15 protein-coding genes are annotated in these 24,846 nt (G+C 73.9%); 10 read left to right on the top strand and 5 right to left on the bottom strand.

All coding sequences use genetic code 11. The annotated features are described in order from the left end of the window. Positions 1–72: 72 nt before the first annotated feature. Positions 73–1,317 (bottom strand): RNA polymerase sigma factor, encoded by a 1,245-nt coding sequence (locus HS048_RS31490; protein WP_196469700.1) that lies wholly within the window; start codon positions 1,315–1,317, stop codon positions 73–75. A gap of 7 nt (positions 1,318–1,324) precedes the next feature. Continuing rightward, positions 1,325–1,687: a YciI family protein gene (locus HS048_RS31485; protein WP_196469699.1), complete on the bottom strand. Its 363-nt coding sequence runs from the start codon at positions 1,685–1,687 to the stop codon at positions 1,325–1,327. 848 nt (positions 1,688–2,535) lie between these two features. On the opposite strand from HS048_RS31485, the gene HS048_RS31480 reads away from it, so the two are divergent. From HS048_RS31480 to HS048_RS31470, 3 genes are all read left to right on the top strand, one after another. After that, on the top strand, positions 2,536–3,951 hold the full coding sequence (locus HS048_RS31480) for an NAD(P)/FAD-dependent oxidoreductase (RefSeq protein ID WP_084008991.1): 1,416 nt from the start codon (positions 2,536–2,538) through the stop codon (positions 3,949–3,951). Further along, positions 3,948–4,610, top strand: a complete 663-nt coding sequence (locus HS048_RS31475) for a DUF6875 domain-containing protein (protein ID WP_196469698.1) — start codon at positions 3,948–3,950, stop codon at positions 4,608–4,610. Before HS048_RS31480 ends, HS048_RS31475 begins: the two co-directional genes overlap by 4 nt. Before the next feature lie 61 nt (positions 4,611–4,671). Continuing rightward, a complete protein-coding gene (locus HS048_RS31470) occupies positions 4,672–5,712 on the top strand; it encodes a cyclopropane-fatty-acyl-phospholipid synthase family protein (protein WP_196469697.1) in 1,041 nt (346 codons plus the stop codon). On the opposite strand, the gene HS048_RS31465 is transcribed toward HS048_RS31470, so the two are convergent. After that, entirely contained in the window at positions 5,644–7,137 is a 1,494-nt protein-coding gene (locus HS048_RS31465; protein ID WP_196469696.1) for an MFS transporter, read from the bottom strand. The two genes, HS048_RS31470 and HS048_RS31465, sit on opposite strands and share 69 nt — an antisense overlap. Then, positions 7,134–11,906, bottom strand: a complete 4,773-nt coding sequence (locus HS048_RS31460; protein ID WP_196469695.1) for a thioester reductase domain-containing protein — start codon at positions 11,904–11,906, stop codon at positions 7,134–7,136. The genes HS048_RS31465 and HS048_RS31460 overlap by 4 nt, the downstream gene beginning before the upstream one ends. 339 nt (positions 11,907–12,245) lie before the next feature. On the opposite strand from HS048_RS31460, the gene HS048_RS31455 reads away from it, so the two are divergent. From HS048_RS31455 to HS048_RS31435, 5 genes are all read left to right on the top strand, one after another. Continuing rightward, positions 12,246–13,865: a methyl-accepting chemotaxis protein gene (locus HS048_RS31455; RefSeq protein ID WP_196469694.1), complete on the top strand. Its 1,620-nt coding sequence runs from the start codon at positions 12,246–12,248 to the stop codon at positions 13,863–13,865. Between the two features lie 92 nt (positions 13,866–13,957). Beyond that, on the top strand, positions 13,958–16,519 hold the full coding sequence (locus HS048_RS31450) for a hypothetical protein (protein ID WP_196469693.1): 2,562 nt from the start codon (positions 13,958–13,960) through the stop codon (positions 16,517–16,519). Positions 16,520–16,602: 83 nt separating this feature from the next. Further along, positions 16,603–16,962, top strand: coding sequence for a hypothetical protein (locus HS048_RS31445; protein WP_196469692.1), 360 nt, complete (start codon positions 16,603–16,605; stop codon positions 16,960–16,962). 797 nt (positions 16,963–17,759) lie between these two features. Further along, positions 17,760–18,578, top strand: coding sequence for an alpha/beta fold hydrolase (locus HS048_RS31440; RefSeq protein WP_230882394.1), 819 nt, complete (start codon positions 17,760–17,762; stop codon positions 18,576–18,578). Between the two features lie 115 nt (positions 18,579–18,693). After that, positions 18,694–19,635, top strand: coding sequence for a hypothetical protein (locus tag HS048_RS31435; RefSeq protein ID WP_196469691.1), 942 nt, complete (start codon positions 18,694–18,696; stop codon positions 19,633–19,635). Between the two features lie 11 nt (positions 19,636–19,646). Here HS048_RS31435 and HS048_RS31430 read toward each other — a convergent pair whose 3' ends face one another. Further along, a complete protein-coding gene (locus HS048_RS31430) occupies positions 19,647–20,180 on the bottom strand; it encodes a hypothetical protein (RefSeq protein ID WP_196469690.1) in 534 nt (177 codons plus the stop codon). 236 nt (positions 20,181–20,416) lie between these two features. Here HS048_RS31430 and HS048_RS39005 point away from each other — a divergent pair, with 236 nt between their 5' ends. Both HS048_RS39005 and pglW read left to right on the top strand, forming a co-directional pair. Next, positions 20,417–20,608 carry a hypothetical protein gene (locus HS048_RS39005; protein WP_196469689.1) on the top strand — a complete coding sequence of 64 codons (192 nt, stop codon included), beginning with the start codon at positions 20,417–20,419 and terminating at the stop codon, positions 20,606–20,608. 29 nt (positions 20,609–20,637) lie between these two features. Next, positions 20,638–24,816, top strand: a complete 4,179-nt coding sequence (gene pglW / locus HS048_RS31420; protein ID WP_196469688.1) for a BREX system serine/threonine kinase PglW — start codon at positions 20,638–20,640, stop codon at positions 24,814–24,816. Positions 24,817–24,846: the final 30 nt, after the last annotated feature.

Genomic DNA, 24,846 nt, shown 5'->3' with positions numbered 1-24,846 from the left:
CCCGAGCGCCCCGCCCGGGCGCGGCGGCCCGCCCCGGGCGGGCCGCCCGAGGTGCTCCCGGGGCGGGCGCGGTCACCGGTCCCGGGTGAGCTCCCGGCGGCGGCGCAGCAGGAAGGCGCGCTCGGCCGCGTTCTGCGTGCGGGCCGCCGCCGCCTCGTAGGCCTGGACCGCCTCGGTGCCGCGGCCCAGGCGGCGCAGCAGGTCGGCGCGGACGGCGTGGTACACGTGGTAGCGGTCCATCGCCCGGTGCAGCGCCCGTTCCCGGCCCAGGGCGTCGACGAGGGCCAGCGCCGCCTGCGGCCCGTCGACCTCGGCGACGGCGACCGCGCGGTTGAGCGCCACGACCGGGCTCGGGTCCAGGGTCAGGAGCAGGTCGTACAGCTGCAGGATCTGCCGCCAGTCGGTGGCGGCGGCGTCCGGCGCGTCGCCGTGCACGGCGTTGATCGCCGCCTGGACCTGGTACGGCCCCGGCCGGCCGCGCCGCAGGCATCTGCGCACCAGGGCCTGGCCCTCGGCGATCAGGTCGCGGTCCCAGCGGGCGCGGTCCTGGTCGGCCAACAGGACCAGGCCGCCGTCCGGACCGGTGCGGGCGGCCCGCCGGGACTCGGTGAGCAGCAGGAGCGCCAGCAGCCCCAGGACCTCCGGTTCGTCGGGCATGAGCTCGGCGAGCAGGCGGGCCAGGCGGATCGCCTCGGCGCACAGGTCCCCGCGGTCCAGCCGCTCGCCCGAGCCGGCCGTGTGCCCCTCGGTGAAGATCAGGTAGACCACGGTCAGCACCGAGCGCAGCCGGTCCGGCAGGTCGGCCTCACGCGGGACCCGGTAGGGGATCCGGGCGTCGCGGATCTTGTTCTTGGCCCGGACCAGCCGCTGGGCCATCGTCGGCTCGGGCACCAGGAACGCACGCGCGATCTCCGCGGTGGTGAGCCCGCCCAGCAGCCGCAGCGTCAGCGCGACACGTGCGGCGGGGGCCAGCGCGGGGTGGCAGCAGGTGAACAGCAGGCGCAGCCGGTCGTCGCGCACGGGGCCCTCCTCGGCCGGTTCGTCCCGGGTGTGCAGCAGGGCGGCCTGGGCGTGCCGGTCGTCGCGCGAGGCCTCCCGGCGGTGGCGGTCGACGGCCCGGTTGGCGGCCGTGGTGATGATCCAGCCCGCCGGGCTCGGCGGCGGCCCTTCGACCGGCCAGCGCCGCAGCGCCGCGGTGAACGCCTCCTGGACCGCCTCCTCGGCGGCGTCGATGTCACCGAAGCGGCGGACCAGGACGGCGACCGCGCGGCCGTACTCCTCACGGAAGACGCGTTCGATCTCCGCGCGGGTGTTCACGGGCGTCCTACGGCAGGTGCTCACCGGGCTCGCCCTGGAACGGGCGCACCTCCACCGGGAGCGTGGTCGCCCGGGCGAGTTTGCCTCCCCACTCCAGCGCGGCGTCCAGATCGGGCGCGGCGATGACGGACAGACCGCCGACGTGCTCCTTGCCCTCGGCGTACGGGCCGTCGGTGACGAGCACCTCCCCGTCGCGGACCCGGACCACGGTGGCCGTGCCCGGGTCGTGCAGTCCGCCGGCGAAGACCCACGCGCCGGCGGCCCGGAGCTCGTCGTTGAAGGCCTCCACGTCCTTCATGATCGGCTCCAGGACCTCGGGTGCGGCAGGACCGCCGTCGGGCTGCTGGATGCTGAGCAGATAGTGCTTCATCTTCCCGTCTCCTTGACGTGTCGGACGTCGTGGCCGGCCCCGGCCGGCCTCTCACTTCCTACACGAACGGCCTTCCGCGGGATCGACACAGCGTGCGGAGTTCTTCGCGGCGGCAGCCGGGCGCGGCCGGGCCCGGGCCGTACGGTGCCCGCGGTCGGTATGGGGCCATGACCTGCGATTACTGGGCATGACTGAAAATTTCTATCGTTAATGTCATTAAGCGTTAGTGACAGTATCTTGACGGGTGATATCCCGTGTCCATATCTTCGGCAAGTGGGAGCGTTCCCACGGGTGGTGGGAGCGCTCCCATGAAACGTTTCGGTCGCCATCGTGACCGAGCGTCCGATGGAGTCCGCAGGTTTCCGACGACCTCGGGGACCTGTCGCGGCTTCTGCCGACGATGCCTGAAACCGGAGGTCCGGACGCGTCGGCGCCCCGGTACGGCGCCCGCCGGCCGGGACGTTCCGGTGTCCTCCGGTACCGCTTCCGCGAAGCCGCGAGCCCTGGGCTTCCGTGTGCCGGGGCCCGCGGAGCTCTGCGCATTATCGCCCGGCTCGCGAACGGCCAATCGAATTTCCCTCTACGGGGAGAGTGTGATGACCTGCGCCTTCAATTCCTTAAATGACCGTTTCTGGATTCGTGTCCGTATTCACAGGCCGGCCAGCCCGCGGTCACCGTACGGAACCGGGCGGGTGCGGCGGGCGGACGGCCGGGCGGTGAGCCGGGAACCGCTCGCGGGCGAGGGCCCGGAGCCGCTGACCGGAGCCGCCGAGGACACCCGGTGCGCGCCACCGCACAGGTCCGCGGCATGACCCCCTACCGCGGCACGACGAACCGGTGGAGACCAGATGACGGATGACGATCTCTCACGACCCCCGCTGCACGAGAACACCCGGTCCGGGCCGCGCGCCGCGATCGTGGGCGCGGGGCTGTCCGGGTCCCTGCTCGCCCTGTTCCTGGCCCGGCGGGGCTTCCGGGTCGAGGTCTACGAGCACCGGGACGACCCGCGCCTGAGCAAGGACGAGGGCGACGGACGCTCCATCAACCTGGGGCTCTCCGCGCGCGGCATCCGGGCCCTGCGCCGGGCCGGGCTGCTCGAGGAGCTGTGGCCGCACACCGTGCCGATGCGGGGACGCATGATCCACTCCCCCTCGGGGGAGCTGACGTTCCAGCCGTACGGCACGGCGGACCACGAGATCCTCTACTCGATCCGCCGCGGCGTGCTCAACGCGCTGCTCATCGAGCACGCCGAAGCCCTCGGCGGGGTGGCGTTCTTCTACGGGCTGCGCTGCGTCGACCTCGACGCGGACACCGGCACGCTGACGCTGTCCGACACGATCTCGGGGGAGACGCGGCGGGTCGAGGCCGATCTCGTGGTCGGTGCGGACGGGGCCTTCTCCGCCGTGCGCCGGCTCATGCAGCGCGGCAGGTCCGCGGACCTGCACCAGGAATTCCTCGAATGGGGGTACAAGGAGCTCACGATCCCGCCGGCGCCGGACGGCGGCCCGCGGACCCCGATCGAGGCGCTGCACCTCTGGCCGGCCGACCGCGCGCTGATCGTCGCGCACCCCAACACCGACAACTCGCTGACCTGCACGCTCTTCCTGCCGCACGAGGGCGGGTCGAGCTTCGCCTCGCTCGGTTCGGGCGCCGAGGCCGAACGGTTCTTCCGGAGCAGATTCCCGGACGCCCTGCGGCTCATCCCGGACCTGGCCGAGGAGTTCGAGGCCAACCCGGTCGGGCGCCTGGTCAGCGTGCGCACCTCGGCATGGCACGCGGGGGAGCGGGTGGTGCTCGTCGGAGACGCCTGCCACGCCGTCTACCCCTTCTACGGGCAGGGCATGAACGCCTCCTTCGAGGACTGCCTCGTGCTCGACGAGTGCCTGGCCCGGCATCCCGCGGACCGGGGCGCCGCGCTGCGGGAGTACCAGGACCTGAGGCGACCGCACACCGACGTCCTGGCCGAGCTGTCGAAGGAGAACTTCCTGGAACTGCGCGACGGCCTGCGCTCTCCCGTGCGCCTGCTCCGGGCCCGCGCCGACCTGACGCTCAACCGGATCTTCCCCCGAGGATGGCAGCCGTTGTACACGATGATCTCGCACACCTCGATGCCCTACGGCGAGGCGCTGCACCGCGCCCGCCGCCAGAACGCGCTGCTGGGCGCGGCCGCGGCGGCGCTGTCCGCGGGAGCCGCCCTGGGCGCGGCCGCGGCCGTCCGGCGGCTGCGGCGCCGTACCGGAGCCTCCGCGAGGAGGACCGGGTGATACGCCATCCCGACCGTGACGACCTGGTCCTCTTCGAGATGGGGGACCTCGGTCTGACACCGCCGCCGGAGGCCGCCGGACACCTTCCCGTCCTGCGCACCGTGCGGGAGTGGATGGGCGACTACCTGTGCAGGCCGCTGCCCGAGCTGGGCCGCAGGGGAGCGGTGTGCCCGTACACCTCGACGTCGATGGACAAGGGCCGGACCTTCCTCGCGGTACGGCCGGGCCACCCGGCCGACCCGGAGGAGGTGGTGCGCTCCGTCCGGCCGTACCGCGAGTGGTTCTTGCGGCTGGCCCCGGCGGGGGAGGCCCTCTCCATCTACACCACCCTGATGATCCTCTTCCCGGACGCGCGCAGGGAGGACCTCCCGGCCATCGACGCGGCCCAGGCGGCGTTGAAGGCGTCGTACGTCTCGGAGGGGCTCATGATCGGCGAGTTCCACCCGGGACCGCCCGACAAGCCGGGCCTGTGGAACCCCGACCTGCGCCCGCTGTCCAGCCCCGTGGCGATGCTGGTGATCAGGCGCATGGTGGCGACCGACTTCCCCTTCCTCCGGGACGACGACGACCACGTGCGCTCCTACCTGTCGTGGTTCGGGGACGAGGTGCCCTCGCATCTGAGGGAGTCGGTGCGCGCCGCCGCCGAGAGCCTGAGCTGACGAGACCGCCGGGTGCCCGGGCCGCCGGGCACCCGGGCCGATGAACCGACCGAGGAGCGACGTGCCACTCGACCTGCCGCCCGACGAGGCCGCGACCCTGCGCCGAGGAGAGGGCCCGGCCGTCCAGATCGACCTGATCCAGACGATGATCTTCCATGCCGCGGTGGCCGCGCTGCGGCTCGGCGTGTTCAGCGCGCTCGAACGGGGGCCGCGCGAGCTCGGCGCCCTCGCCGGCGAGCTGGCCGTGGACGAGGCGAACCTCCGCGCGCTGCTGCGCCTGCTGGTCACCGGCGGCTACCTCGCCGAGGGCGAGGACGGCTACGAGCGGACCCCGGCCGGGGCGTGGCTGGCCGGGCCGGACGACGGGTTCGGGGCCGTGCTGGACTTCTGGCACTCCCTGATCGGCGGGCTCTGGCAGAACCTGGAGGAGACCGTGCGCACCGGAAAGCCGCAGCGGGACTTCTACGCCTGGCTCCAGGAACGTCCCGACGTGCTCACCGGATTCCAGGGGGTCCAGCTCCGCATCGCCGAGTGGCTGGAGGAGGAGGTGCTGGAGCTCGCCGGACCGCCCGGCGAGCCGGCCCGCCTGCTGGACCTCGGCGGGGGGCACGCCAGGTACAGCCTCGCCTACTGCCGCCGCCACCCCGGCCTGTCCGCGACCGTCCTCGACCTGCCCGAGGCCCTGGAGCCGGGACGCGCGGCGGTGGAGGCCGCAGGGCTGGCGGAGCGCTTCACCTTCCTCCCCGGGGACCTCCGTACGGCCGAGGCGCCCGGGGGACAGGACGTCGTGCTGCTGTTCAACGTGCTGCACGGCTTCCCCGCCGACACCGCCCGGGCCCTGGTGGGCCGGGCGGCGGGAGCACTGCGCCCCGGGGGGAGGCTGATCGTGATGGAGACCCTCCCCGACCCGGTCGGCAGCGTCCGCGAGGAGGCGTTCACCCGCGGCTTCGACCTCAACCTGATCCACACCCAGGGCGGCAGGCTCCATCCGGTGGAGACGATCGCCGGGTGGATGGAAGCGGCGGGCTGCGGCTCAGTCGAACGCCGCGATCTCACCCGGTCGGCCGCGTTCTGCCTGCTCGTCGCCGACCGCGAGGGCTGAGGCGCCGCTTCCCCGCAGCGCTCCGGTCCCTCGCACGCCGGTCCCTTGCACGCCGTCCTGCGAGCCCTCCCCGTTCCCGCCGTCCCCGTCGCCCTCGACCGCACCGTCATCCGGGGCGGCGCCGGGGACGGCGTCGGCGTCGGGAACGTCGTGCTCCAGCCGCCGGAGCGCGGGGACCAGCATCACGACGACCGCGAGCAGGACCAGCAGGATCCCGTCCGCCAGCACCACCGCGGCGAGGCCGCGCGCCTCACCGACCCCGACGACCGCTCCCAGCGAGCCCGTGAGCGGGCCGCCGGGCTCCAGGGCCGGGCCCACGACGTTCTCGGCCAGCGGTGCCGCCAGCAGGTAGGCGGCGGGCATCGCGAGCTGGCCGAGGGTGTGCGAGGTGCCCATGACCCTGCCCAGCGAGGCCGGTTCGACCTTGCTCTGCAGGACCGTGACGACGGTGCCCTGGACCACGGGCAGGGTGAACAGGAACACGGCCGCGGCGGCCCCCACGACCACCGCCGACGTCCAGGGCGCGTGCAGGGCCAGGGCCGCTCCGCCGAGCGCCATGAACACCGCGATCCCGGCCACCCGCCGCTTCGGCCCGCCCCAGGCGCCCATGAGCAGCCCGCCCGCGAAGAGCCCGGACCCGCCCGCGAACATCAGCACGCCGAGGGTGGCCGCCGAGGAGAAGGACAGGATGAGCGGCTGGACCAGTACTCCGGCGACCCCGAAGAGGAAGTTGTACGCGGTGAGCATGAGGACGAACGCGAGGAGCGCGGGCCGGGCCCGGAGATACCGCAGGCCGAAGGTGAGATCCGAGCCGAGGGACGGCCGCCCGGCCCGCTCCGCCGGGCGCAGGACCGGCGCCGGCAGGCTCACCACCAGCAGCGTGCCCATCGCGAAGGCGAACGACGCCAGGTCGACGACGAGCACGCCGACCATGCCCACGGCCCCGAGCAGCGAGGCGGCCAGGAGCGGGGCGGCGATCTGGATCGCGGTGGCGGCCTGCATGAGCCCGTTGGCCCGGCCCAGGTGCCGCTTGGGGATCAGCATCGGCGTCATCGCCTGGTAGGCGGTCAGGTGGAAGACCCCGCACGCGGCGCTCACCGTCGCGCTGAGGTAGACGTGCCACACCGCGAGCGCGTCCAGGTACAGCAGGACCGCGACCGCGGCGGTGGACACCGCCGCCAGGCTGTCGGTGACCACCATGACCGTCCGCCGGTTGAAGCGGTCGATCGCCACCCCGGCGAACGGCCCGGCGACCAGGCCGGGAAGCATGGAGCTCAGCATCACGAAGGCGAACAGGGTGGCCGACCCGGTCGTCTGGAACACCCATACGCCCAGGACGAAGGAGGTGATGCTGGACCCCACGCCGGACACCAGCGAGGCCAGCCACACCCCGCCGAACCTGACCAGGTCCCCTCGGGCGGTCACGACCCGCTCCCCGCGCCCGGCAGCAGGCCCGCGGCGGCGAACGCGTCCAGGTAGCGGCCGAGCAGCCACGACCCGTCGGGTGCGGGCGGCACGCCCGCCCCGCTCAGCCACTTCTCGGTCCGGGCGCAGTCGAACAGCGGCCGGTCGAAGCGCGGCTCGGTCTCGGCCAGCCCGGCGGCGAACGGCTCGAGCGCGGTCGGTTCCCCGGCGGCCAGCCGGGCCAGTACGGCGGCCCGCCACCGGGACCAGGGCACCAGGTCGGCGGGGCACCCGCGCTCGGCCAGGGCCGCGGCGATCCGCCCGTAGCCGACCGTCGCCGGATTGAAGTAGTGCAGGTCGTGAGGGGGAGGCTGGGCCGAGGCGACCGCCGCGGCCACCCCGCCGGCCACCTGGTCCACCGGGGACAGGTCCTCCTCGAAGCCCAGCTCGGGCACCATGCCGACCTGGGCGCAGGTGATCAGCAACCGGCCGAAGTAGTCGTCGGGAGCCCCGATCCCGGTGCGGCTGTCCCCGCCGATCCGGGCGGGCCGGTGCACGGTCACCGGGATGCCGCGCCGCCGTGCCGGTTCGGCCAGCCGGTCGGCCACCCACTTGCTCTGGTTGTACCCGCCGCCGAGCCCGCCGGGGTCCTCCGGCGGATCGAGCTCGCTCACCGGCCGCCCCCGGTAGGCGTCGCCGAGGTACACCCCCAGGGTCGAGAGCAGGTGCACCGGGACCCCGCCGCCCAGCGCCGCGAGCCGCAGCACCTCCACCGTGCCCGCCACGTTCGGCGGGTGCAGCAGGGCGTACGGCTGGGCGAAGTTGACCAGCCCGCCGCTGTGGCAGACGGCGTCCACCCGCAGGGCCAGCTCGCCGAACGCCTCGGCGTCCAGCCCGAGGCGCGGCGCGGCCAGGTCACCGGGCAGCCCCACCAGCCGGGAGTCGCCGGAGACCCGCTCCAGCCCGTACCGGACCAGGTTCTCCCGCACCCGCCGCAGGGCGTGCTCCGGGGAGCCGGCGCGCACCAGGCAGATCACCCGGCCCGTCGTGCGCTCCAGCAGCTCGGCGACGAGATGCGCGCCGAGGAAGCCCGTGGCGCCGGTCAGCAGGAACGTCCCGGGACCGGGCCGGTCGGAGGTCCGGGCGGCCACCGCCACCTCGTCCGGCAGCCTCACCTCGGCCCGCAGGTCCGGTGCGTCGTCGTCCGCGCCGCCGTCGCGGGAGCCGCCGGCGCGGGCGGTGACCAGCGCCGCGAACTCGGCCAGGTCGGCGGCCTCGAACAGGTCGCGGGCGGAGGGCCGTACGCCGAGCTCGGCGTGCACCCGGGTCACCACCTCGGCGATCCGCAGGGAGTGCCCGCCGAGGGCGAAGAAGCCGTCGTGGCGGCCCACCCGTTCCACGCCGAGCACGCCGGCCCAGACCCGGGCGAGCGCCTCCTCCACGGGACCCCGCGGCGGGGTGTGCTCCTCCGGTCCGGAGCCGCCGGGCTCGGGCGCGGGCAGCGCCGCGTAGTCGGTCTTGCCGTGCGCGGTGCGGGGGAGGGCGTCCAGCCGGACGAAGAGCGCCGGCACGAGGTAGTCCGGCAGCCGGTCCCGCAGGTGGCGCCGGAGATCACCGGGTTCGCCGCCGGTCACGTAGGCGATCAGCCGGTGGTGGCCGGCCGGGTCGGGCAGGGCCGCGACCGCCGCCTCGCCCACCGCCGGATGCGCCGCCAGCGCCGCCTCCACCTCGGCGGGCTCGACGAGATGACCGTGGATCTTCACCTGCCGGTCGGCCCGGCCGAGGAACTCCAGGGATCCGTCGGCCAGCCACCGGGCCAGGTCGCCGGTGCGGTACATGCGCGAGCCCGGCGCGGCGGCGAACGGATCGGGCACGAACCGGTCGGCGGTCATCGCCGGGTCGCCGAGGTATCCGCGGGCCAGGCAGTCACCGCCCAGGTACAGCTCGCCGGGCGTGCCCACCGGGGCCCGCCCGCCGTGCCGGTCGCAGACGTACGCGCGGACGTGCGGGAGCGGCCGCCCGATCGGCAGGTGGGCGGTGCCCGCGGCCACCGCGCCGTTCCCCGTGCCTTCCTCGGAACCGTTCTCTGCGCCGTTCCCGGTGCCGTCGCCCGTGCCGTCCCCGGTGCCGTTCACCGTCCTGTCCCTGGCGCTGTTCACGGTGCCGTCGCCGGTGCCGTCCTTGGCGCCGCTCACCGTCCCGTCGCTAGCGTCGTTCACCGTGCCGTCCACCGTGGCGTGGACGGTGGCGCAGACCGTGGCCTCGGTCGGGCCGTAGTGGTTGAAGAGCCGCACCCGGCCGCCGGTGGCCCGCGCCCAGGCCCGCACCGCGTCCATGGGCGCGCGCTCCCCGCCGATCATCATGACGTCCACCGGCCAGTCGCCGGGCACGCCCGTCCTGTCCAGCTCCCCGGCCCAGCGCCGCCACAGGGCGGCCGCGGTGTCCACGGCCGTCACCCCCCGCTCGGCGCAGAACCGCACGAGCTCCGCCCCGTCGAGCAGGGCGGGCTCGGGATGGAACACCAGGGCCGCACCCGAGACCAGGGCGGGGAAAACGTCCCCCACCGACGCGTCGAAGGTCAGCGGCGGGAGCACGAGCAGCCGCTGCCCCGGGCCGAACCCGTGGACGCGGACGAAGGACTCCGTCAGCCGGGAGAGCGTCCCGTGCGTGACCATGACCCCCTTCGGACGGCCGGTGGAGCCCGAGGTGTAGATCACGTACGCCAGGTCGTCCGGGCCGGGACGGCCGGAGGGGTTCCCGGATGCCGCGCCGCCGCCGGTCACCGGAGCGGAGGAGGTCCCGCTCACCGTGCCGCCGGGTGCCGGAGCCGAAGGGGTCCCGGCCACCGTACCGCCGCCGGGTGCCGGGGCGGAGACCTCGATGCCGCCGCCGCCCGCCGAGAGGGTCACGAGGGCTCCGGACTCCCGCAGGATGTCCCGCAGGCGGGTCGGCGGGTGGGAGGGGTCGAGCGGAAGGTACGCGCCGCCCGCCTTGAGCACGCCCAGGATCGCCACCACGGCCTCCGGGCCGGGGGGCAGGACCACGCCGGCGAGCGTTCCCGGGCCCACGCCCGCACCGGCCAGCTCGCCGGCGAGGTCGTCGGCGCGCCGGTCCAGCTCCCGGTAGGAGAGGGTGCGCCCGTCCCCCGCGACGACGGCCGGCGCCTCGGGCGTCTGCGCGGCCCGGAGCGCGACCAGCTCGTGCACCCGCGGCTCCGCGGCGCGCGCGGCCGCGTCCCGTACGGCTTCATCCCGTACGGCCTCGCCCCGCCCGACCTCATCCCGTACGGCCTCGCTCCGCCCGGCTTCGTCCCGCCCGGTGCCCGCCGGCAGGGCCGCGGCGCCGCCGGGCCCGTCACCGGTGAGGTCGACGTCCCACACCCGGGTCTCCGGCCGCGCCGCCAGCTCGGTGAGCATCCGCACCACGTGGTCCCTCATGCGCTCGGCGGTCCCGGCGTCGAAGAGGGCGGTGGAGTAGTCGATGCTGATGTCCATATCGGTGCCCACGACGGCGTGCATGGTGAGGTCGAACCGGGCGCTCGGAGACGGCGTCTCCCACTCGCGCATGGACCAGCCGGGCACGCCGTGGTCGGACCGGTCGGCCCCCTGGACGACCAGCATGACCTGGAAGACGGGGTTGTGGGCGAGGTCGCGGGGGGCGTTCACCAGCTCGACCACCTGGTCGAACGGGAACCTCTGGTGCTTGAAGGCGCCGAGGAACCCGGCGCGCGTGCGCCGGAGCAGCTCGGTGAGCGTGGGATTGCCGCGCACGTCGGCGCGCATCGCCAGGGTGTTGACGTACATGCCCACCGACCGGGTCAGCGAGGGCAGGTCGCGGTTGGCCACCGGCGTCCCGATGACCAGGTCCTCCACGTCGCACACCCGGGCCAGCGCCGCCGCGAAAGCGGTCTGCAGCACGATGTACGGCGTGCACCTCTCGCGCCGCAGCAGCGCCCGCAGGCCCTGGGCCACCTCGTCGGGCAGCCGCGCGGAGCAGCGGCCGGAGTCCGTCCCCTGCGAGGCGGTGCGCGGCCGGTCGGTGGGCAGCGGCAGCAGCGGCGGGACGCCGTCGAGCCGGTCGCGCCAGTAGTCGCGGTCGGCGCGGAGCGATTCGGGATCCTGGCCGGCCAGCCACACGGCGTAGTCGGGGAACTGTGCGATGTCGCCGGGGGAGGCCGGTTCCGGCTCACCGGTCACGGCGGCGCGGTAGCCGGCGAACAGCTCGTCGGAGAGGACCGCCAGGGAAGGCCCGTCGGCGACGATGTGGTGCACGCTCATCAGGAGCACGTGCTCGTCCTCGGCCAGGCGGAGCAGCGTGACCCGCAGCAGCGGTGGGCGGGCGAGGTCGAACGGCGCGGTCAGGACCTCCCGGGTGCGCCGCCGCGCGAGCGACTCCCGCTCCTCGATCCCGGAGCCCGGCGCGGAGAGCACGCTGAGATCCTCGACGTGCAGCAGCCCGGCGAGCTCGTCCTCGGGCAGGTCGCGGACGACCTGCCTCGGCCCGCGGTCCGTCTCCACGACGGCGGTGCGCAGCGCCTCGTGCCGCCGGACCAGGGCGCCCAGGGAGCCGCGCAGCGCCGCCAGGTCGACCGGCCCGGTGATCCGGACCCCCAGCCACAGCAGGTAGGCGGCGCCGTCGAACCCGACGCGGTCCAGGAACCACAGGCGCTGCTGCGCCGGGGTGAGCGGTACGTCGTCGGAGGGGACGCGGGGCGGGATCTCCGAGCCCGGCCGGGACCCGGGCGTCGGCCGCCGCGTGTCCTCACCGGGGAGTCCAGCCTTCGGAGCCATGTCACTCGGCATATGTCTCGACTCCTCCGACGGACCGGCTCGAGGGCGAGCGGCGTCTGCGGGATATCCGATCTTTGGGAGCGCTCCCAAAGCTAGCGACGGTCTCCGCCGGGCGTCAAGGAAATCGAAACCGGGGTCCTCTTCCCCTGCGCTGCCGGGGGAACGGGGCGAGCCGGCCGGTTCCGCGGACCGGTTGCAAGGACCTGCGGGGGCGGGGCGGGGGGGCGACCCTGAGGACAGGGTTCCGGATTTCTCCTTCGTTCGGGCCGGTGGAAGCCGATGAGTCAGGTCACAGCCTTCTGCTGTGACCTGACTCACAAAGGGAACACCGTGGAATCCATGAACACGCACGCGGCCGCAGGCGGCCGCCGCCGGCCCTGGGGCGATCTGCCGGTCGGCGTGAAGATCGGCGTCACCGTGCTGGTCACGGTGCTCGTGTCGTCCGCCGCCACGCTCGTCACACTGGCCCAGACCAGCGCGGTGCGCTCGGCGGGCCAGTCCATCTACACCGGCAACGTCCAGCCGATGGTGGTGGCCTCCGACCTGCGCGACGTGCTCCGCGTGCTGCGCCTGGACCAGAACCAGGTGCCCCTGCTGGAGACGGGCTCCGAGGACCTGCGGAAGATGCTCGACAAGATCGACGGTGACATCGAGAGCATCAACGGGCTGCTGGAGGAGTACGGCCCGATCGCCGCCGCGCCGGAGAAGGTCGCGGAGTTCCGCGAGAGCTTCGACGCCTACAGCGCGGTCGCCGAGCAGCAGATGCTGCCCGCCGCCATCGAGGGCGACGTCGAGACCTACATGTCGATCAAGGACACCGGGGCGGCGAACGCGCCCTGGGAGGAGTGCAAGACCCTGCTCAAGGAGATGGTCGAGGCCGAGAAGAGCGAGGCGGCGGCCACCGCCGCCGACCTGGACGGCAAGTACGACACGGCGGTGACCCTCTCCCTGGTCTTCCTCGGGGCGGCCGTGCTGCTCGGCCTGGCGCTGGCCGTACGGGTGTCGCGGGGCATCAGCCGCCCGCTGCGCCGGGTCGCGGACGCCCTCGGCGCGGTAGCCGACGGCGACCTGACCATCCAGGTGCCGCAGACCGGCACCCGCGACGAGGTCGGCGTGATGTCCGAGGCGCTGAGCCGCTCGCTGGGCGCCATGCGCGCCAGCGTCCAGGAGGTGCAGGACCAGGCGGGGCGGTTGACCGGGGCCTCCGCGGAGCTGACCGGCCTGGCGGCGCGGATCGAGTCGGGCGCCACCGTCACCGCGGCGCAGTCGCAGAGCGCGGCCTCGGCGGCCGGGCAGGTCTCGGCCAGCGTCACCACCGTGGCCGGGGCCAGCGAGGAGATGAACGCGGCGATCGCCGACATCTCGCGCAGCGCCGCCAGCGCGGTCCAGATCGCGCAGCAGGCGCAGAACGTCGCCGCCCAGACCAACGCCTCCGTCGCCGCCCTGGGTACGGCGAGCAGCGAGGTGGGCGACGTCGTCAAGGTGATCAACAGCATCGCCGAGCAGACCAACCTGCTGGCGCTGAACGCGACCATCGAGGCGGCGCGCGCCGGGGAGTCCGGCAAGGGCTTCGCGGTCGTGGCGACCGAGGTCAAGGAACTGGCTCAGGAGACCGCCAAGGCGACCGAGGAGATCAGCCGCAAGATCGCCGCGATCCAGGGCAGCAGCACCGACGCCGCCCAGGCGCTGTCGGAGATCACCGGGATCGTCGAGCGGATCAACGAGCACCAGACCACGGTGGCCTCGGCGGTGGAGGAGCAGACGGCGACCACGCAGGAGATCAGTCGCAGCGTCGGCCAGGCGGCCACCGGCATGGACCAGATCGCGCGCAGCGTCGCCGACGTCTCGCAGGCGGCGGAGGAGTCCAACGCCGGCGCGGCGCAGGCGACCGGGGCCGCCCGGCAGCTGGCGGACCTGGCCGTCGGCCTGAACCGGTCCGTCGCGCACTTCCGGGTCTGACCCCCAACACCGCGGTGATCGACTCCGGGGGACGTTCCCGTTAGGGTTGGGCGCTTTGTTCGGTTGACCCTTCTTGTCTCCAGGGGATACGCGTGCGCCTTCCTCGTCTCGGTCGCCGGTACCGCTTCGGGTGGCCGGCGGCACTGCTCGCGGGCGGCTACACGGCCGCGGTCGCCGTGTCGGGTGTCGTCGCGGCGGCGGGGGGCGACGGACTCCTCGCCGGGGTGCTGTCCCTCGGCATGTGGTCGGAGTCCGATCCGGCGGAGAACCTGTCGGGCTGGTCCCTACTGCCGCTGCTCCTGGCCGGAGCAGTGCAGGGCTGGGCGCTCTGGCAGATCCTCCGCGGCCCGGTGACCGATGATCCCCCCGCGCCGGCAGGGCCCGTCGGGCCCCCGGAACCCGTTGAGCCTTCCGGGGCCACGGATCCCTCGGAGGCCGTGGCCCCTGTGGGGATCGCGGTTCCTACGGGGTCCGCGAGATCCGCGGGGAAGGCCGTGCGCTGGTTGCGCCGGGTGCTCTACGCGGACCTGGCCCTGCACCTGGTCTTCCACCGGTTCACCGGGCTCTCGTCACCGTGGTGGGCGGACATCTGCTGGAGCCTCGCGGAGCTGGCTCTCGTGCTGCTGTTCCACCGGGTGCTGTCCGGTGCGTCCCGGGGGGTGAGGTTCACCGCGCTCGCGGCCGGGACGCTGTCCGCGGCGGCGTCGACCGGTGCGAGGGTGTGCGACGCCCTCGACCTCGACGCGGCCGGGGACGTCTTCCAGTTCGGGGGCCTGGGCGGGGTGCCCTGGACGCTGTGGACGGTGCTGGTCCTGGTGATGCAGGCGCGGGACGGCCGGTGGGGCCGGACCACCGTGTGGGTCGGAGTCGCGGATCCGGCGATGTCGCTCCTCGTCACGCCTCTCGTCCTCACCCTCCGTTTCCCGTGGGGGGACTCCGGCACGGTGCTCACCGGCCTCATCGTGGTTTTCCAGGTCCTCGTCCCGGTCTGGCTGGCCCGGTCCGCCCACGACCTCGGCGGCCCGCACGCGAAGGCCGCGCCGGATGCGGGAGCCGTACCGGAGGCGGGAGCCGCGTCGAGGGCGGGAGCCGTACCGGACGCCGGAGCCGTACCGGGCGGGGATCGGCCGGCACCGGACCGGGCCCCGCTCGGACGATGGCCGCTCCCGGTCATGGCGGTCGTGCTGCCGCTGCTGCCCGTACTCGCCGGTCTCGCCCGCGGGGTCCCCTTCTGGCTCGGGCCGGAGGGGCCGATCGGCGGAACCCTCACCGGTGCGCTGCACCCCCAGCTCGCACTGCTCTGGTTCTGCGCCGACCTCCTCGTCGGGATCGGCGGCCTCGCCCTCCTGGCCCTGACCGCGGTGGTGCACCGGACGCCCCGCCACGTACGGACGGCAGCGGGCGTCCTGCTCCTGGCGGCCGCGGCCGGGGCGATCACCGCGGCCACCGCCGCACCCGTCCCCCGGACCGAGCCCGGGTACGTCGACGAGGGCGGAGGCCCGTCCTCCGGCTACGTGTCCTTCGGATACGGGGGCCCGCAGCTCTATCCCGACTGGGTGTCCGCCGCCGGGGAGGGCGGTGCGACGGTTTTCACCGGCGTCCCGCCGCTCTGGCACAGCGCCGCCTGCGCCGCGTCGGCGCTGATCCTGCTGCTCCGGTACGGCCGGCGCCCGGCCCGGCGCTCGCCGTACCGGACGGCGGCGGTGTGCGCGGTGTCGGTGACGGCGCTCTGCCTGCTCCCCTCGGCGGACCTCGCCCGCGGCCCGTTCACCACCGAAGGCGAGTGCGGGCGGCTCCGGTCCGCGACCGACGCGTACGGGCGGCGCGTCGAGACCCCTCCGCTGAGCGGAGAGCCGGCCTTCGTGTGCGAGGTGCGCGCCGGCCGGACGACGCTCCCGGTGGGCGAGGACCTGTCCGATCCGGCGCTGGTGGCGTACGGCCGCCGGCTCTGCGGCGTCTACACGCGGAACGACCCCGGGGAGATCGCCCGCGTCCGCGCGGTGAGCGGCGTCGACGTGCGCGAGTTCACGTACGTCCTCGACGAGGTCTGCCCGGCCGCCGACGCGGTGGTCAGGGCGGAGACGGCGGAGGAGGAGCGCGAGATGCGGGAGTGGGAGGCGGAGCGGCAGCGCATGTGCGACGAGGCGCCCCGCCACCGCCCGCTGATCAGGCCGGCGTCGGCGACGGTGGTCGGGAAGCCGGTGTGGACCGACTACGGGGTCTTGGGCGTGTCCGAGGAGACCGCCGAGTTCGACCCCTCCGAGGAGGATCCGTCCGGGCGGCCGGAGGGGAATGGACTGGTGTCCGCGCTCCCCGGCCAGCTGGAGATCGACATCCACTCCGACGCGCCGACGTGCCTCACGCTCGAGACCTACTCGCGCCGCCCGCCCGTGGAGACGAGGGGCTGGCAGCACGTCGTCGAGGTGGGCTACCGCAGTCCCGGCGGGAGGATCGAGCTCGGCGACCCGATGAGCGGCCCGCAGTACCCGAACCTCGCCTTGCACGGCAGGGCCGGTGACTACCGGATCCGGGTGCACTACGCCTGGCTCCCGTGGAAGGGCGAGGAGTACGCCGGTCCGCAGCGGCTGCTGATCATGGCCTACCCCGGGCGCGGGGACGACGTGGTCGTGCACCGTGAGCGCACCCGGCCGTGACCGGACGCCCGGCCGCCTCGGCGCCGACGCCCGCCCGCTCTATATCGAGACACATCGTTCTTGCCGGCGGTCAGAATGGGGCGATGAGAACGAGACCCGGAACGGGGACCGCCGGCGACGAGATCGGCTCCTGGCTCGACCGGATCCACGACGCGTACGACGAGTTCGCCTACCGGCACGTCTACGCCGCCTACCTGGCCGTGCGCCCACCCCGCCGGGAGCGGCGGAGCGGCGAGGTCACCCTGACCGCAGAACCGGGCGGCGGCCACCTGCTGCGCGCCGGGAGCGCGGACCCGGGCCTGCGCCTGCGCGACGACGCCGAGTGCGATGCGTTCCTGGCGCACCTGGTCGGCCGCTACTGCCGGGGGAGGCACTCCTCCATGGAGGAGTGGGAGGCCGCCGCCCATGACCGCTACGTGGCGGACCTGCGCGGATGGGAATAGGCACAGACCGGCGCTCCGGTCCCGGCACTCTCAGCGCGCTGAAGACCTCCACGAACCGGATCGAGACCCACCGCGAGACCTCGGGGAAGACGGGGGAAGTGAAAAGAGGACGCGGTCCGGAGACCGCGTCCTCGGGCGTCTGCCTCGGTGAAGTCTGTGCTCGCTTTCGCGACTCCCCGACCGTACCCAGATCCCCGCGACCGACCGTGGTTTCCGAAAAACCGGGTCGCTGCCGGGTCGCTCGTGTCGCGTGGCGATGGAGAACCGGGATAGATCGCCGGTTTACAAGGAATGTGGGGCTACCCCCGCGTGCGCGGGGAGCATCCCGCCAATGCGTTCCTGCATCCGGCCCGGCTGGGGCCATCCCCGCGTGCGCGGGGAACACACGGGCCGGCCGGGCAGCAGGCGGCGACATTCAGGACCATCCCCGCGTGCGCGGGGAGCACTTTCCGCTGACGGCCAGAGCTACACCCGGACCGGGACCATCCCCGCGCGGGGATGGTCCCTCGGGCCCCATGCGCTTCGCGCCGACCTCGTTGTGCTCCCCGCGCATGTGGGGATGATTCCCGCCCCCCCGCACGATCCGGCGCGCGTTGCCTTTGTGCCCTGCCGGCCAGGGCTGACCCGGCGGAGCTCCAGTGTGCGGGCGACCTCGTCCGGAGCAGTCCGCACACCGGGCTGCGAGGCCGTGGCGCCCCTGGGGCCGTTCGGTGCCGGCCGGGCGCTCGTGCGCAGATCTGTCAGTGCGCTGTGGCAGGATGCGGCGGAATCAACTGCAAGATCATCGGAGGTCGGTCATGTCGTCGGTACGTACGTCCGCGCCGCTGCACTTCGTGGAGCACGGGACCGGCACCCCGGTCCTGGCGTTGCACGGCTGGACGCCGGACCACCGGCTGATGCTCGGCTGCCTGGAGCCGGTCTTCGCCCGGCGCGACGGATACCGGCGGCTCTACCCCGACCTGCCGGGCATGGGGAGGTCGCCGGCTCCGCCGTCCGTGACGAGCGCCGCCGACCTGCTCGACGCCGTGCTGGCCTTCGTGGACGACGTCCTCGGTGACGAGCCGTTCCTGCTGGCCGGTGAGTCGTACGGCGGCTACCTGGCCCGCGCCCTGGCGGGCCTGCGGCCGGAGCGGGTGCTGGGACTGGCGCTGATCTGCCCGGTCGCCGACAGGCTGGGCGCCACCGAGCGTGTCCTCCCGGACTTCCAGGTACTGCGGTCCGACCCCGGGTTGCTCGCCTCGACGGAGCCGCGGCTCGCCGCGGAGTTCGCGGAGATGGCCGTGGTGCAGACCCCGGAGACCCTGCGCCGGTTCCGCGACGAGATCATGGTCGGCCTCGACTGCGCCGACACCGCGGCGCTGGAGCGCATCGCGCCGAACCGGTGGCTGGATCCGGAACCCTCTGAGAGCCGGAACTTCGACCGGCCGACCGTGATCATCGCCGGTCGCCAGGACCACGTGGTCGGTTACGCGGACGCGTTCGCGCTGCTCGAGCACTACCCGCGGGCGAGCTACGCGGTGCTCGACGTGGCCGGGCACAACGCCCAGTTCGAGCAGCCGGAGCTCTTCGACGCGCTGATGCTGGAGTGGCTCGACCGGGTCGCCGCCGAGAGGTGAGTTCCCGCTGCTCGCCGGCCGCGGCGGTTCTGGGACCGGCTGGCCTGGTCGATCCGCGGTCTCTGCGGGTTTTTCGGGCCCTGCGGACTCCACGGTGCTGTGGGAGGATGCGGGCATGCCGTTCCGGACAGTGACGGCCGCGGTCACGGCCGCGGTCGTGCTCATGACCGGCCTCCCGGCCGGGGCCGCGCCGGTCAAGCCGGTGATCCGCCACGCAGGCCTCGGTGCCTGCCGGAACGACGGCGGCGTCGGGCGGCACCCGTGCGGGCCGTGGAGGCTCTGGCTGAGCGACAGCCGCGTCCGGACGCTCCCCGACGCGCAGCGGCCCGACGGGGACCACCCGGCGATGGGGCTCATGGCGCTCTCCCCGGACGGCACCCGCGCCGCGTACTTCCGCAGGAGCGACGGCGTGCTCATGATCTGGGAGGCCGCCACCGGGAAGGCGCGCCGGACCGCGGTGAGGCGGCCGGAGTCCGTGTCGGTGACCGAGCTGACCCTCTCCCCGCGCGGGCGGTTCGTCGGCATCGACGGAGAGCACCTCGTCTCCCTGAAACCGGTCGACCGGATCGTGGACACGGCCACCGGGAAGGCCTTCGACCTGCCCCGGGGACACGACCTGGCGAGGTTCAGCCCGGACGAGAAGCACCTGATGGCCACCCACGTGCGCGGGGCGGTGGTCTACAAGACCGGGACTTGGTCGGTGAGATTGCGGCGGTCGGCCTACATGATGGGCGACCTCGGCCGCGACGGCGTCACCGTGGCCAAGGCCCGGCGGGACGACGTCCACCCCTCGAAGAACGCGGTCACCGTCCGCAACCTGGCCACCGGGAAGCGGCGCACGTTCCCGCTCCGGCTCCGCAAGGGCGAGGCCCCCTACCGGGCGCGCTGGGACAGGGCGGGCCGACTGGACGTGCTGACCGACTCCTACCGCGGGCGGAGCGGGGAGGAGTACCACGTCTACACCTGGTACCGGTTGGACCGGACGACGGGCCGGCTGCGGCGGCTCGACTCCTTCACCGTCACCTCCGCGGTGGGGGACGTGATCGTCGCCGGCTGACGGCGACGGCCTCAGAGCACGAAGACCGCCAGGAGGGTGAGGCCGACGCTCAGCGCCACGAAGGGGATCGTCCTGGGCCGCCGGGCCGCCTCCCGCCGGGAGGAGAGCACCAGCGCCGCGCCCACGATCAGAGCCAGCAGCAGGTGCAGGCCGTACCAGAGGGGAACGGGCACCCGGTCCAGGACGGTCCCGGACAGCAGGTCGTCGGCGGCTCCGTAACCGGCGATCCCGCCGAGGATGATCAGGCACAGCACCGCGAACGCGTACCGGAACCGGCCGAGCAGCGCCCAGAAGGCGGTGCCCACGCCGAGCAGGAGCGAGGCGCTGTGGTGCAGCCGCCGCACGTACAGCCCTGTGCCCCCTTCGAAGCTCATGTCCAGGATCGAGTGGTAGGCGGCGCTCATGGGGATGCCCCGGAGCGGCTCGTAGGCTCCGCTGTAGGGAATGATCTCGCCGCTGGGCGTGTAGAAGGACGCCAGGAAGCCGCCGCTGAGCACGACGATCACGAAACAGCAGACCAGCATCTCGCCCAGCAGCTGCCTCACCCGCGCCCGATCCACCGGAGCATTCCACCACAGAGATCGACTCGGGCGTACGGCGCGCGGGTCAGGCCGGGCCGTGGCAGCTGCGGCCCGCGCGTTCCCGTAGACCCGCGCGACGACCCACCACCCGGATCCGATGGACCTTCGCCTCTGCCCGGCCCGACTGGCCGGGCATAACGTGGGTTCGGCGGGGGATTCCGACCGGACCTCTGGAGGCCGCCACGAGAGCCACCGCACCGGTGATCGTGCCCGTCGCCGCCGCACGCCGATTCGGCTACAGCGTCGCCGTCATCGTCGACACGGTACTGCTGTACATGATCAACGTCGCGCCGGGCTGGCAGGCCGTACCGTTCGGTGCGCTGATGCCGGAGTGGCTCGACCGGGTCGCCGCAGGCCTGTTCCCCGAGAAGGGGAAGCCCTCGCGGGACTAGACTCCGCACCGAGGAACGGAGGACTGCGCGTGGATGCCGGAAGCAGGCGCTGGGTGGAGGTCGCACCCTCTGGGCACAGCCACGAGCGGAGCGGCCTCACCGCGATCAGAGCCCTGCTGCCGGACGAGGACCCCTACCGGGCGTGGAGCAACTTCAGCTTCACCACCCGCAGCGGGCGTCAGTACGAGGTCGACCTGCTGGTCATCGGCAGGGGCGGCATCCACCTCCTGGAGCTCAAACACTGGTCCGGCCGGATCACCGGTGACCACCAGACCTGGTTCCACAACGGCGCGGCCGAGGACCACCCCCGCGTCCTCGCCGACACCAAGGCCAAGCACTTCAAGCAGCTGCTCGAGGACGTCGGCGGCAGGGATCTGCCGTTCGTGCACGCGGGCGTGGTCCTGCACCAGCCGTCCGCCGAGGTCAGGCTCACCGAGCGGGGCAGGCACGGCGTCTACCGGATCGACGGCCAGGGCCCGGACGGTCTGGCCGAGCTGATCAGGGACGAACTGGCCGCCACACCGTCGCACCCGCGCAACGCCGTCGACCGCAGGCGCTCGGTCGAACTGGCCCGGCTGATCGAAAGGGCGGGCGTCCGGCGGAGTGTCCGCGACCGCAAGGTCGGCAACCTGGAACTGGCGGACAGCCCGCTGGCCGAGGGCCCCGGCTGGCAGGACTACCTCGCCCGTCACCCCCTGCTCGACGGCGTTCGGAGGGTCCGCTTCCACCTGGTCGACCGGAGCGTCTCCCAGGAAGAGCACGCCGCGATCCTGCGGGCGGCCAAGCGCGAATTCGTCACCCTGGAGAACGTCAACCACCCGGGCATCGCCCGCGCCATCGAGTTCTACGAGCACGAGCGGGGCCTCGCCGTCGTCTTCGACCACGACGTGAGCGAGGTGCGCCTGGACCACTTCCTGAGGCAGAGAGCCGCGGAACTCTCCCTGGACGCGCGGATCGACCTGGTCCGCACGCTGGCCAACACGCTGCGCTACGCCCACTCACGGCGGTTGGTCCACCGCAGGCTCAGCCCACTGTCCGTCTTCGTCCGCACCCTCGCCCAGGGCCGGTACGGCGTGCGGGTCCGCGACTGGCACACCGCCGGACGCCCGGTGCCGGGCTCGCCCGGGCACGGCAGCTACGTCGCGGGCACCCGCACCCTGGAGGCACTGACCGACCGGGCCGCCCACGGGTACATCGCACCGGAGACGTTCCACACCCCCGACGCCGACCCGGTCCTGGCCGACGTCTTCGGACTCGGCGCCGTCTCCTTCTTGATCTTCACTGGTAACGCCCCCGCGGTCACGGGCGAGGAGCTCCAGCAGCGGCTCACCCGTGAGCGAGGCCTCGACGTCGGCGTCGAGCTGGACGGCGCCCCGCAGGCGATGATCGACCTGGTGCGGAACGCCACGGCCGGCGACGTCGATCTCCGTACCGAGTCGGCGGAGAGGTTCACGCAGGAGCTCGAGGCACTGGTCCAGGAGATCGTGCTGCGGGAGGAGCTCGCGCAGCAGGTCGATCCGCTGGATGCGACACCCGGCTCGGTGGTCGGCACCCGGGAGCAGCCCGGCCGGTTCGAGGTCGTCCAGCGGCTCGGCCAGGGCTCCACCGCGCTGGCCCTGCTCGTCAAGGACCCCCAGCACGGCCAGGCCGTGCTGAAGGTGGCGCTGGACGAGGGCGGCGCGCGCCGACGGCTGCTGGACGAGGCCGAGGTGCTCAAGCTCGCCCGCGACCCGCGCATCGCCCGTGCGCTAGAGGGCCCGCTGACCGTCGGCGGCCGTACGGCCCTGCTCCTGGAGGACGCCGGAAGGGAGAGCCTGGCCGCGGTGATCCGCCGCGAGGGGCGGCTCTCCCTCGACTTCCTCACCCGCTGGGGCAAGGACCTGCTGGAGATCCTCGCCGCACTGGACCTCGCCGGGGTCAACCACCGCGACATCAAGCCCGACAACCTCGCCTTCCGCGAGCAGGGCAAGAGCCGCGAGGTGCACCTGACGCTCTTCGACTTCTCGCTCTCGCGGGCGCCGCTGGAGCAGACCGGGGTGGGCACCCCGCCCTACCTCGACCCGTTCTTCGACCCGGTGCACCGGCCCCGCTACGACGCGGCGGCCGAGCGGTACGCGGCGGCCGTCACGCTGCACGAGATGGCCACGGGCAGGACCCCGTCCTACGGTGCCGGTGGCAGCCGCAGCCACCCTGCGGTGATCGACGGCGACGTCGTGATCGACCCGGACGACTTCGAGCCCGGCCCCGCCCGCGACGCGCTCGTCGCGTTCCTCCGCTGCGCGCTCTCCCGGGACGTCAAGGCCCGCCACGACTCGATCGAGTCCATGCGGATCGCCTGGCAGGCGGTCTGCGACGCCATCCCTCCCGCGGCGGCCACACCGACCAGCGTCAACCCGGTGACGGGGGAGGAGCTCGACCAGGCCGCGGCCAGAGCGGGTCTGGACACGGCGATCGCCTCGGCCGGTCTCACCCCGCGGGCGGTCGACGCTCTGCACCGAATCGACGTGCGCACCGTCCGCGACCTGCTGGCCCGCTCGCCGTTCGAGCTCTCCCGCCTGTCCGGCGTGGCCGATCCCACCAAACGGGAGATCAGGCGCCGGGCCAAGCAGTGGCGGGCCCGGCTCCAGCCGCTCACCGACGCCCCGGACCCGGCGGATCTGAAGGAGGGGTCCGATCGCGGGATCGGCTCGGTCCTCGCCGCCCTGGTGCCGAAGAGCGTCCGGAAGGACTCCACGGGGGCGCGGGTGCTCCGGCTCTACCTCGGTCTGGAGCACGGCACGTCCGACTGGCCGGGCAACGCCGAGCTGGCGCGGGTCGCCGGGGTCACCCCGGGCAGGGTCGGCCAGATCATCCCCACCGCGCGCCGAGGCTGGCGGTCGAAGAGGGTCCTCACCCAGGTCCGCGACGAGATCGTGGAGATCGTAGAAGGTGCCGGAGGGGTGATGGACGCCACCGGCATCGCCGAGGCGCTGCTCGCTTCCCGCAGCCCCGGTGCGGTCGGGGAGCGGTGGTTGCGCGGCGCGCTGGGCCTGGTCCGCGCGGCCGTCGAGGTCGAGGCGGAGCGCGGCGGAGAGGCCAGGCTCCTGCAGCGGCGCTCGCACCGTTCGGTGATCGTCGCACTGGAGAAGCCCACCGACCCCGACGCGGTGCCCGGCACGGACCTGCTCGACTACGCCGTACGGCTCGGCAAGGTCGCCGACCAGCTCGCCGCCGAGAGCCCGCTGCCCGGCGCCGCGCACACCGAGGCCAGGCTGCGCGCCGTACGGAGGCCGGAGGGGTGCCCGGAGCTGCCCGCCGAACGGCTGGCGCCGCTGGCCGCCGCCGCCTCGCGGACCGCCGCGGCCAACGGCCGGGGGGAGGTCTACCCCGACGGGTTGGACCCGCGCCGGGCCCTGGAGCAGATGGCCTCCTCGCTGGGCGTGGTCCGCCACGGCATGAATCCCGAGCAGCTCAAGGAACGGGTGCGCGCCCGCTACCCGAGGGTCGGGCCGTTCCCGTACGACCCTCCGGGCCAGGAGCCGGGCAGGCTCAACGAGCTGCTGAAGCAGGCCGGGGTCCCGCTGGTCTTCGCGAAGGGAACCTACGAGCCGCGCAAGGTGCAGGGCGGCATCCTGCCGTCCTCGCGGAGCCGGGGCCTGACGAGCCTCAGCGGGAGCGCGGGCGGCCGGGAGTTCGCCGACTTCGAGCGGCGCATGACGCTCGCCGCCCGCGAACGGGGGTTCCTCACGCTCAGCGTGGACTACCGCTTCTACACCGACGCGATCGCCGTGCTGAGCGCCCGGTTCGGCGCCGAGGTGCTCGACGTGACCGCCGAGCTGGTCACCGCGATGCGGACGACCGCCGACAGCTTCAACGTCGACTGGTCGCTGGTGCTGCGCTCCGACCGCCCCGACGCGGCCCCGCAGGACGCCGCGAACCTGCGCAGGCTCGTCGCGCTCGCCGCGGTCGGCCTGGAGGGGCGCCTGGTCTCCGACCCGGAGCCGCTGCTGGTCGTCGAGGCGGCGCCGCTGGCCCGCTACGACCGGCTGAGCGCGCTGGAGCGCCTGGCGGACAAGGCGACCGCCCGGCCCGCGGCCCGGTGGCTGCTGCTGCCGGTCGAGCGGGGCGGCGCGCCGTACATCGACGACCGGCCCGCCCCCGGCACCCTCGACGCGCTGAAGGTCTCCACGAACTGGGTCGACGCCCACCGCCACCTGGCGGTTTCGTAGCCGGCCCAGCAGGCCCCGGGAACCGGCTCC

The sequence above is a fragment of the Planomonospora sp. ID91781 genome (assembly GCF_015711595.1).
Lineage (GTDB): Bacteria > Actinomycetota > Actinomycetes > Streptosporangiales > Streptosporangiaceae > Planomonospora > Planomonospora parontospora.
This window is presented reverse-complemented; position numbering and strand designations above follow the sequence as displayed.